The 10233-nt window shown below is 63.7% G+C and carries 10 protein-coding genes; 8 read left to right on the top strand and 2 right to left on the bottom strand.

Features of this window, described 5'->3' with window-relative positions:
• A partial coding sequence (locus VN004_RS18295) for an NAD(P)-dependent oxidoreductase (RefSeq protein WP_325613080.1) occupies positions 1–676 on the bottom strand: 676 nt, incomplete at its 3' end.
• A gap of 104 nt (positions 677–780) precedes the next feature.
• Between VN004_RS18295 and VN004_RS18290 the strand changes: the two genes are divergently transcribed.
• From VN004_RS18290 to VN004_RS18265, 6 genes are all read left to right on the top strand, one after another.
• Positions 781–1515 carry an IclR family transcriptional regulator gene (locus VN004_RS18290; protein ID WP_325613077.1) on the top strand — a complete coding sequence of 245 codons (735 nt, stop codon included), beginning with the start codon at positions 781–783 and terminating at the stop codon, positions 1513–1515.
• Positions 1516–1634: 119 nt separating this feature from the next.
• The gene (locus tag VN004_RS18285) at positions 1635–2861 is read left to right on the top strand and encodes a CoA transferase (RefSeq protein ID WP_325613075.1); all 1227 of its coding nucleotides are present in this window, start codon (positions 1635–1637) and stop codon (positions 2859–2861) included.
• Complete coding sequence (locus VN004_RS18280) at positions 2861–4045, top strand: acyl-CoA dehydrogenase family protein (RefSeq protein ID WP_325613073.1); 1185 nt, start codon at positions 2861–2863, stop codon at positions 4043–4045. The genes VN004_RS18285 and VN004_RS18280 overlap by 1 nt, the downstream gene beginning before the upstream one ends.
• A 13-nt stretch (positions 4046–4058) precedes the next feature.
• A complete protein-coding gene (locus tag VN004_RS18275) occupies positions 4059–5846 on the top strand; it encodes an acyclic terpene utilization AtuA family protein (RefSeq protein ID WP_325613071.1) in 1788 nt (595 codons plus the stop codon).
• Between the two features lie 41 nt (positions 5847–5887).
• Positions 5888–6859: a tripartite tricarboxylate transporter substrate binding protein gene (locus VN004_RS18270; protein ID WP_325613069.1), complete on the top strand. Its 972-nt coding sequence runs from the start codon at positions 5888–5890 to the stop codon at positions 6857–6859.
• 10 nt (positions 6860–6869) lie between these two features.
• A complete protein-coding gene (locus tag VN004_RS18265; protein WP_325613066.1) occupies positions 6870–7877 on the top strand; it encodes a 2-dehydropantoate 2-reductase in 1008 nt (335 codons plus the stop codon).
• Between the two features lie 14 nt (positions 7878–7891).
• Here the strand turns inward: VN004_RS18265 and arsC are convergent, their stop codons facing one another.
• The gene (gene arsC, locus VN004_RS18260; RefSeq protein WP_325613064.1) at positions 7892–8245 is read right to left on the bottom strand and encodes an arsenate reductase (glutaredoxin); all 354 of its coding nucleotides are present in this window, start codon (positions 8243–8245) and stop codon (positions 7892–7894) included.
• Here arsC and VN004_RS18255 point away from each other — a divergent pair.
• A complete protein-coding gene (locus VN004_RS18255; protein ID WP_325613062.1) occupies positions 8232–9323 on the top strand; it encodes a helix-turn-helix transcriptional regulator in 1092 nt (363 codons plus the stop codon). The genes arsC and VN004_RS18255 overlap by 14 nt on opposite strands.
• A complete protein-coding gene (locus VN004_RS18250) occupies positions 9320–10135 on the top strand; it encodes an alpha/beta hydrolase (RefSeq protein WP_325613060.1) in 816 nt (271 codons plus the stop codon). The genes VN004_RS18255 and VN004_RS18250 overlap by 4 nt, the downstream gene beginning before the upstream one ends.
• Positions 10136–10233 lie beyond the last annotated feature (98 nt).

Here is a 10233-nt window from a genome sequence, read left to right as displayed (position 1 = left end):
CAGTGGTCTCGTCGGTGAGCGGACAATGCAGCGACACGAAATCCGCGGCTTGCAGCAACGCGTCGAGTTCGACCTTGCGCGCGCCGCGCGCCGTCATCGCATTCTCGCCGACATAAGGGTCATAGGCCAGCACGGTCAAGGCGAACAGGCCGCTGCACAGCTCGGCGACGCGCGTGCCGGTATTGCCGAAGCCGACGATGCCCACCGTCTTGCCGTAAAGGTCGTCGCCCATATAGGCGATGCGGTCGACGACACCACCAGCTCGCAGCGCCTTGTCGGTTTCGCCGATGCGTTTCGTCAGCGACAGCATCATCGCCAGCGTATGTTCGCCGACCGCCTCGCGGTTGCCGCCTGTCTGATTGACGGCAACGACGCCGGCCTCGGTGCAGGCCGCGACATCGATCGCGTCGTATCCGGCGCCGCTTGCCGAAACGACGAGGATCTGCGGGCATTGTGCGAGGAATGCCCGTGAGATGCGCAGATGCTCGGGAATGTCGAGGCGCGCGGAATCGATCTGGATCGCGTGCGAGGCCGCGAGCGTGTTGTGCAGGACGTCGAAGGGTTGGGACTTGTCGATCCGCACGAGGCAGAGATCGGCGCAGGCCTCGATCGTGCGATCGAATCCAGGATCGATATAGCCGCCGATATAGGAAATCTGTTTACGGGCGCCGGTCATGACGTTTGGTCTATCAGCCGCCGGGGCAGCGTCAATCGTCGGCTTTGGCATTCGCCGTCATCCATTGTATGCATGCGCGGCGGGCTTCCGGGGACCGTACAAGCATGTCCAAGATCGTCGAGCGGACGCTCGATTTCATCGAATTGTTTGCTGCAGAGCGCCGCCCGCTGTCGCTGTCGGATATCTCGCGGCTGCTCGCCATTCCGGCATCGAGCTGTCATGACGTTTTGCGGGCTCTCGTTGCGCGCGGTTATATCTACGAAATCGGTCCGCGGTCGGGCTTCTATCCGACGGTGCGGCTGTTGGAGCTCGCGAAGACAATCTCCGAGCACGATCCGATCCTGTTGCGGGCCGAGGTGTTGCTGCGCCGATTGCGCGATACGATCGATGAATCCGTTTCGCTCGCCAAGGCCGGAAAGAATACAGCGACCTATCTCCTGGTCTTCGAGCCTAGCCATCCGCTGCGGTTCATCGTTGGCGTAGGACAGGAGGTCCGCAGCCTGCACGCGACGTCCGCGGGCAAGGCCTTTCTCGGCAGCCTGACACCGGAAAAATTCGAAGATTATCTGCGGACCGCCAAGCTCGATCCGATGACGGCCAAGACGATCCAGTCCAAGGACGCGTTGCGCGAAGACATCGCATTGTCGAAGCGGCGCGGCTACTTCCTCAATCTGGCGGAAAGCTTCGACGATGCGACAACGGTCTCCTCGCTGTTCCGCTGGCAGGGCGCGCACTACATCGTCACGGCGGCGGGGCCGACCTCGCGCATGGGCAGCAAGCTCGACCAAGCCATCAGGCTTGTCCGTGAGGCCTGCACGACCTTGGGCGACGGTGGTTAGCGCCATTTCTGTTGTGGTCACGCCGTCTGCGGGCCTCGGTTGACTCCGCCCACACGCGCTCATACAAGAAAATTCGACAAGGCGATATATAATTCGCCACAGCGAAACGGAGAAGCCGGGTGAATTCGTCCGGAGCGCCCGCACCCGATGTCCGAACCGGACCGTTATCCGGCATCCGCGTCATCGATCTGACGACGGTGGTGATGGGGCCGTCGGCCACCCAGATCCTCGGCGATCTCGGCGCCGATGTCATCAAAGTGGAGTCCACGGGTGGCGACTCGATGCGCTGGGTCGGGCCGAACCGCACCGACGGCATGGGTCCGCTTTATCTCAACGCCAACCGTAACAAGCGCAGCATCGTCCTCGATCTGAAGGATGCCGAGGACCGCGAAGCGCTGCTGTCGCTGCTGCCCACCGCGGATGTGTTCGTGTCCAACATGCGTCCGCAAGCGATGGCGCGGCTGGGGCTTGGCTATGAATCGATCAAGGCCGTGAAGCCCGATATCGTTTATTGCCTCGCGGTCGGTTATGGCTCCGATGGGCCGAATGCCGGCCAGGCGGTCTATGACGATCTCACCCAGGCGGCGAGCGGCATTGCCGGACTGTTCTGGACGATCGACGGCGCGCCTCGTTATGCGCCGGTCAATATCTGCGATCGCGTCGTCGGCCTTTATCTCGCGATCTCCATCATCAGCGCACTGCATCACAAGGCACGGACCGGCGAAGGCCAGGAGATCGAAGTGCCGATGCTGGAGACGATGGCGCAATTCGTGCTCGCCGATCACATGGGCGGCGGGGAGTTCGTGCCGCCGCTCGGACCGATGGGCTACAAGCGGCTTCTCTCGCGCGTGCGTGGTCCTTACCCGACGAAGGACGGCTATCTGGCCCTCGTGGTCTATACCGACAAGCACTGGCGCGCCTTCACAGAGATGACGGGGCAGCCTGCGCTGCTCGACACCGACCCGCGTTTCAGGACGCAGGAATCCCGCACGCAATATGCCGAGGACATGGGGCATTATCTCAAGGAAAATCTGCCCCAGAAGACGACGGCGGAATGGATCGCGGCATTGCGCGCGGCCGACATTCCGGCCCATCCGGTCAACAAGCTGGAGGATCTGTTCGAGGACCCGCACCTGAAGGCGGTGAAGATGTTCTCGGAGATGGAGCATCCGACCGAGGGCAAGGTGAAGGTCGCGCGCTTCCCGGTGAAATTTTCGAAGACTCCGGCGACGATCCGCTGCCTTGCACCCAATCTCGGCGAACATACCGACGAAATCCTGCCCGGCCGCGCACGCAAGCGCATCACGATATCCAAAGCAAAGACCAAAGCCAGCATCGGGAGCTGATGCCAGTGAAGACCTTCGACGCGCTCTGCAACACGCCGGAACGGCGCGAAATCCGCGACGCCATCCGCGCGATCTGCGACCGGTTCGACGACGATTACTGGCTCGAGAAAGACAAGACGCATTCCTTCCCGTTCGAATTCGCCAAAGCCATCGCCGATGGCGGCTGGCTCGGCATCGCGATGCCGGAGGAATACGGCGGCGCGGGCCTCGGCGTCACCGAAGCCGCGATCATGATGCAGGAGGTGGCGCATTCGGCCGGCGCGTTCGCGGCCTGCTCGACCATCCACATCAACATTTTCGGCCTGCATTCCATCGTCAAGCACGGCACCGATGCGCAGAAGAAGGCCTGGCTGCCGGACATCATAAGCGGCAAGGCGCGCACCTGTTTCGGCGTGACCGAGCCGGATGCGGGCCTCGACACATCCAAGATAAAGACGAAAGCGGTGCTGAAGGGCGACCGCTACATCGTTAACGGCAAGAAGATCTGGACCTCGACCGCGCAGCAGGCCAACAAGATCGTGCTGCTCGCGCGCACCGTGCCGATCGAAGAGTGCAAGAAGCCGACCGACGGACTGACGCTGTTCTACACGGACTTTGATCGCTCGAAGATCGAGGTGCGCGAAATCCTGAAGATGGGACGGCACGCGGTCAATTCGAATCAGACCTTCTATGATGGCCTGGAAGTGCCGGTCGAGCATCGCATCGGCGAGGACGGCAAGGGCTTCCGTTATATCCTCGACAGTCTCAATCCGGAGCGCGTCCTGAATGCCGCCGAGTGCGTCGGCATCGGCCGCCGCTGCCTGGAAAAGGCGGTGAAATATGCCGGCGAGCGCGTCGTGTTCGGTCGTCCTATCGGACAGAACCAGTCGATCCAGCATCCGCTGGCGGAAAACTGGTCGGAATTGCTGGCGGCCGAATTGCTGACGCTGCATGCCGCCGAGCTTTACGATTCCGGCCAGCCCTGCGGCGCGCAGGCCAATGCGGCGAAATATCTTGCCGCCGATGCCGCCTTCAAGGCCGCGGACCAGGCCGTCCGCACCCATGGCGGCATGGGCTATGCGGCAGAATTCCATGTCGAGCGCTATTTCCGCGAGGCGGTGGTGATGCGCCTTGCGCCGGTGTCGCGCGAGATGGTGCTGAACTTCATCGCCGAGCGCGAGCTCGGCCTGCCGAAATCGTACTGAGGCGGAGCGGCGCGTGGCCGAGAAGGTCATCAATATCGGCGGGGCTTCGGGGGCCTGGGGCGACAGCCCGATGGCGATCCCGCAATTGCTGACGGCCGATGTCCATTATCTGATGATGGATTATCTCGCCGAAGTGACGATGTCGCTTCTGGCGCGCGCCCGCATGAAGGATCCGAATGCCGGTTTCCCGCCCGACTTCGTTGCCTACCTGAAGCGCTCGCTGCCCGAGATCGCCAAGCGCGGCATCAAGGTCGTGAGCAACGGCGGCGGCGTGAACCCGCAAGGCGCCAAGCGCGCGCTGGAAGCGGTCTGCGCCGAACTTGGGTTGTCGCTCAAGGTTGCGGTGGTCGAAGGCGACGACGTGCTGCCCTATCTCGACCGGCTGCGCGCCACCGTGCGCGAAGCATCCACCGGCGAGCCCTTGCCGGCGAAGCTTCTCACCGCCAATGCCTATCTCGGCGCGCTGCCGATCGCGGCCGCGCTTGATCGCGGCGCCGATGTCGTCATCACCGGGCGCTGCGCGGATTCGGCGCTCGCGCTCGGCATCCTGATGCATGAATTCGGCTGGCAGCCGCACGATTACGACCGGCTCGCCGCGGGCAGTCTCGTAGGCCATATCCTCGAATGCGGACCGCAATCGACCGGCGGCGTGCACACCGACTGGGACAAGGTGCCGGGCTGGGAGAATATCGGCTACCCGATCGCCTCCTGCAAAGGCGACGGCAGCTTCGTTCTGTCGAAGCCGGACAATACCGGCGGGTTGATCGTGACCGCCTCGGTTGCGGAGCAGGTGCTGTACGAGGTCGGCGATCCGGCCGCCTACATTCTTCCCGATGTTGTCGCCGATTTCACGCAAGTTGCGCTGGAACAGGTCGGCGATAATCGCGTGCGCGTGTCCGGCGCAAAGGGCTATCCGCCGACCGCGCAATACAAGGTCTCCGCGACCTATCAGGATGGCTGGCGCGGCGTTGCGGCGGTCTCCATCGTCGGGCCGGGTGCCGTTGCGAAGGCCGAGCGGACCGCGGAGGCGCTGCTCGCTCGCGCGCGGATGTTGTTCCGCCAGCGCCAGCTTCCCGATTTCACCGCGACGCATACCGAAGTGCTCGGCTCCGAATCCGCTTACGGACCGAAGGCGACGCCGCTGCAGACCCGAGAAGTGCTGCTGCGGCTCGTGGTTGAACATTCAGATCGCGAGGCGATCGACATCTTCGCGCGCGAACTCGGTTCGGTCGGCATCAGCTTTGCGCAAGGGACAACCGGCATCTTCTCCGGCCGCCCGAAGCCGACACCGGTGGTGCGGTTGTTCACCTTCTTCGTCGACAAGGCCGCACTCGATGCACCGAAGGTGCAGGTCGCGGACGGGGCGCCGTTCAGCGTCGATGTGCCGGCGCAGGGCGGCTATGTCGCGCCGGCCGTCGCCAAGGTCCCGCCCGCGGAGCCCGTGTCCGACGACGCCAGCACCGAGGTTTCGCTGCATGCGCTTGCTGTCGCGCGATCCGGCGACAAGGGCAACGCCTCGAACATCGCGATCATCGCGCGCGATCCGAAATTTGTGCCGCTGCTCCGTCGCGAGGTGACGGAAGAAAAAATCGCCGCGCATTTCGATGGCCTCGTGCATGGCAAGGTCACGCGCTACGAAGCGCCGGGGCTGAACGCGTTCAATTTCCTTCTCGAAGACGCGCTGGGCGGTGGCGGCATGGCTTCGCGTCGCATCGATCCGCAGGGCAAGGCGTTCGGCCAAATGGCTCTGGAGATGAAGATCAGGGTTCCGCGCACGCTGGCCCAGGCGCTAAAAGACTAGGGCGCGCCCGGCCCAGCTCAGGGCGCTCGGAGAGGGGTGTCATGAGAGGCCTCGGATCGCGGCTGCTGGCGGTGGCTGTCGTCATCGTCTGCGGCGTACTGCCCTTGCGCGCGCAGGATTATCCGACGCGCACGGTGACCATCATCGTGCCGTTTCCGGCGGGTGCGCTTTCGGATGCCACGGCCCGCATTCTTCAGCCGAGACTCAGCGAAGCGCTCGGCCAATCGGTGGTGATCGAAAATCGCGGCGGCGCAGGCGGCGTCACCGGGACGGTCGCGGCGGCGCGCGCGCAGCCAGACGGTTACACACTGCTCATGACGGTCAATGCGCCGGTGGTGATGGCGCCTGCCTTGCAGAAGAATTATCCGTTCGATCCGTTGCAGGCACTGGCCGGCATTTCGCTGCTCACCGAAACCTATCTGGCGCTGGTTGTTCGCAACGATTCTCCGATCCGCACCGTCGACGATCTCATCCGGCTTGCGAAGGAAAAGCCGGGTCAGCTCAGCTTCGGAAGCGCTGGCGTCGGCTCCGCCCATCAGATCGCGGGCGCACTTCTGAACGCCAAGGCCGGCATTTCCCTCACCCATGTGCCGTTCCAGGGTGGCGCGCCCGCGGTTCAGAACCTCGTCGGTGGTCATATCGACATGACCTTCGCTACCTTGCCTTCGGTCATGCCGCTGGTGAAATCCGGTCAATTGCGGCTCGTTGCGCTGGCCGAACGCAAGCGTTACGCGGCGATGCCGGATCTGCCGACCATTGGCGAGACGGTGCCGGGCGTCGAAACCACGGCCTGGGTCGGCTTCTTCGCGCCGGGCGGCACACGAAAGGACATCCGGGAGAAGCTTGCGAAGATCGTCTCCGATGCGCTCGCGACTCCTGACATCCGGGACAAGATGCTGGCGCTTGGCATGGTCCCGGTGCCGCAGGGGCCGGACGATTTCGACCGGCTGATCGCGGAAGAACTCACATTCTGGAAAGCGGCGATCGAGACCGCGAAGATCGAAAAACAATAGAGAACTGAACGTGCGAGTCTGCATCTACGGCGCCGGCGCGAGCGGAGGTCATTTCGCGGTCCGGCTCGCTCTGGCCGGTCATCAGGTTTCGGTCATCGCGCGCGGGTCGCATCTTGCGGCGATCCGCGAGAACGGCCTGCAACTGAAGACGGGTGAGGGGACGCTTTCCGGGAATGTCGCGGCAAGCGACACGCCGGCCGATTTCGGCGAACAGGATGTGGTGATCGTCGCCGCCAAGGCGACAGCCTTGCCCGGCATCGCGCCGCATATCGGCCCGCTCGTCGGCCGCGACACGCAGGTGGTCTTTCCGCAAAACGGCATGACGTGGTGGTATCCGATCGGACTGCCGGACACGCATCCAAAGCCGCCGGCGATTCCGGTCTTCGAATTGGCCAGGCCCTTTCTTGCCGCGATGCGCGGCGATCAGGTGATCGGTGGCATCATCTATTCCGCCAACGAGGTCGAATCGCCGGGCGTCATCAAGAACAATTCGCCGACGCATAACCGGCTGGAGATTGCGGCGATCGCCGCTTCTTCGCCGGCGCAAGTCGCCGCGCTGTCAAACTTGCGCGAGGCCTTGGAGGATTCCGGCATCCTGTCACCCGATCCGGGAGATATTCGCGCCGCGGTGTGGACCAAGCTCGTCAACAACATGAGCGGATCGGCCCTCGGCCTCGCCACCCGCAGCCCCTCCGACGGTGCGCGCAAGGACAAGGCAATGTCCGAAATCTACCGCCGCATCATGCGCGAGGGTCTTTCGATCGCCGCCGCGCATGGCTATCCGCTTGATATCGATCCAGACCGGATGCTCAAGCGGCTGCTCGATCACAAGGCATCGATCCTGCAGGATTACGAGCAGGGCCGGCCGATGGAGATCGCCGAGATCGTGCTGGCGCCGCTCGCCTTCGCGCGCAGCGCCGGTATCGCAACGCCAACACTCGACACGGTTGCGGCGATTGTGACGAAACTTGCCAAGGATAAAGGTCTCGTGGCCGCGGACCTTGAGGTCGCGCTGTAGAGCGCCCGCTGGGGTTAACCCGGCAGAATCTCCAGCACCTTCTCCGCCGGCCGGCACAGCCGCGCACCTTTCGGTGTTTCGACGATGGGCCGGTTGATCAGGATAGGATGCTTGAGCATGACGTCGATCAGTTCGTCGTCGCTCCATTTCGGATCGGCGAGCCCGAGTTCCGCATAGGGCGTGCCACGTTCGCGCAAAAGCTGGCGCGGCGTGATCTTCATCTTGCGCAGCAGGGCGACCAGCCGCGCGCGCGTCGGCGGGTTCTTCAGATATTCGATGACCACCGGCTCGATGCCGCGTTCGCGGATCAGCGCGAGCGTGTTGCGCGAGGTTCCACAGGCCGGGTTGTGGTAGATGGTGACGGTCACGCAAGTCCTCCGGATCGCCAGGTTCAGCACGCCCGGTTTAAAGCAATCAGGGTGCAACTCAGTAGCGGCTGGCGGCCCGCGGCAGAAGGATTTTCCATCCGGGAGCCCGTTGCGTCTCGCCCAGCATGCACTATTGTGCATGTCAAACAAGCCGGGTGACCATTTGTCCGAAACCCAGGAAAGACGCCGCGAGAAGGCCGCTCAGGAGCCGAGCAACGGCAGTTCTACGAGCATGGCCTTTACCGAGGAGGTCGGGCGTCTGGTGCGCCGTGGCCGGGCGCGGCGTGGCATCACCCGCCGGCAATTGGCCACGGATTCCGGCATCTCCGAGCGCTATCTCGCTCAGATCGAAGGCGGCTACGGCAACCCTTCGCTCACCGTCCTGAAGGCGGTTGCCGATGCGCTGGAAAGTCCGATCACCGAACTCCTGCCGCTCAACGAGCGTCACGAGCGGCTCAACCGCATCATCGACCTGTTGAACCGGCTTGCGCCATCGGAATGGCCCGCGCTCGAGGAACTGATCGAGCAACGCATCGTGCAGAGCGCGAAAGCCGAACGCGCGCACCGCATTGCGCTTGTCGGATTGCGCGGCGCGGGCAAGTCGACGCTCGGCAAAATCCTGGCGGAGTGGCTCGGCTATCCGTTCGTCGAACTCAACCGTGTGGTCGAACAGGAATACGGCGCCAACATTTCGATGCTGATCGAGATGTCCGGCGTCTCCACCTTCCGCCGCTATGAACGCGCGTCGCTTGAGAAGGTTATCGCGGATCACGACAAGGTGGTGATTGCGACAGCGGGCGGCATCGTATCGTCACCGGACACCTACGCATTGCTGCTGCGCCGCGCCCACACGGTGTGGGTCAAGGCAACGCCGCAGGAACATATGAGTCGCGTGATGGCGCAGGGCGATCTGCGTCCGATGTCCGAAAACCGGGAGGCGATGGCCGATCTCGTCGCAATCCTTGAGGCGCGCTCCCAGGATTATGCGCAGGCGGAGGCGCAACTCGATACATCGGGGCTTACGGTCGAGCAAAGCGCCGAAGGGGTTTTGCAACTGGTACAGGAGTGGATCAAGTGAGTGGGCTCGCCGATCAGGGCATGCTCGATTTGGGCCCGGAAAGCTTGGAATATCGCATGATCGGGCCGCGCCCGGATCAGGCGCCCACGCTTGTCATGCTGCATGAGGGCCTCGGCTGCGTCGGGATGTGGGGCGATTTTCCCGACAGGCTCGCGGCCGCCACGGGCTGCGGCGTGTTCGTCTATTCGCGCAAGGGGTATGGCAAGTCGTCGAAAGCCACCTTGCCGCGGCCGCTCCACTACATGCATGACGAGGCGCGGGAGTCGCTGCCGCGATTGCTGGACGCGATCGGCTTTCAGCGCGGCATCCTAGTCGGGCATAGCGATGGCGCTTCGATTGCCGCGATCTATGCCGGCAGCCACCAGGATCATCGCGTGCGCGGCCTTGTGCTGATCGCGCCGCATTTCATTTGCGAGGATGTGACCGCGGAATCGATCGCGCAGGCGCACGACGCTTACGACAACGGCGATTTGCGCGCCCGCCTGCAGAAATACCATGCGGATGTCGACAACGCGTTTCGCGGCTGGGCCGATGTCTGGCTCGGCAACGATTTCCGGCAATGGGATATTTCAGAAGAGCTCGCCTATATCCGCGTGCCGATCCTGATCGTGCAGGGCGAGGACGACCAATACGGTACCGTCCGGCAGATCGAGATCGCGCAGGAGGAGTGCTACTGCCCGGTCGATGTCGCGCTCTTGCCGGGCGTGAAGCACAATCCGGCGCGCGAGGCGCCCGAAGTGACGCTGCGGCATGTGTCGGATTTCGTGACCCGCATCCTTCAGGGCCATGAGGCGGCGGCGTCCGCCGCATAAGCCGGGTTAGCAGCGGTGGAAAAGGACCGGGTGGGGACGGTTCTCCCGGCGCGGCCCTGTTCGGAGCGGCACTAAGTTTCCGCTGGACTCGGGGTCGA

Source organism: Pseudorhodoplanes sp. (genome assembly GCF_035565855.1).
GTDB lineage: Bacteria > Pseudomonadota > Alphaproteobacteria > Rhizobiales > Xanthobacteraceae > Pseudorhodoplanes.
The sequence above is the reverse complement of the archived record's forward strand: the minus strand, read 5'-3'. Positions and strand labels throughout refer to the sequence as shown.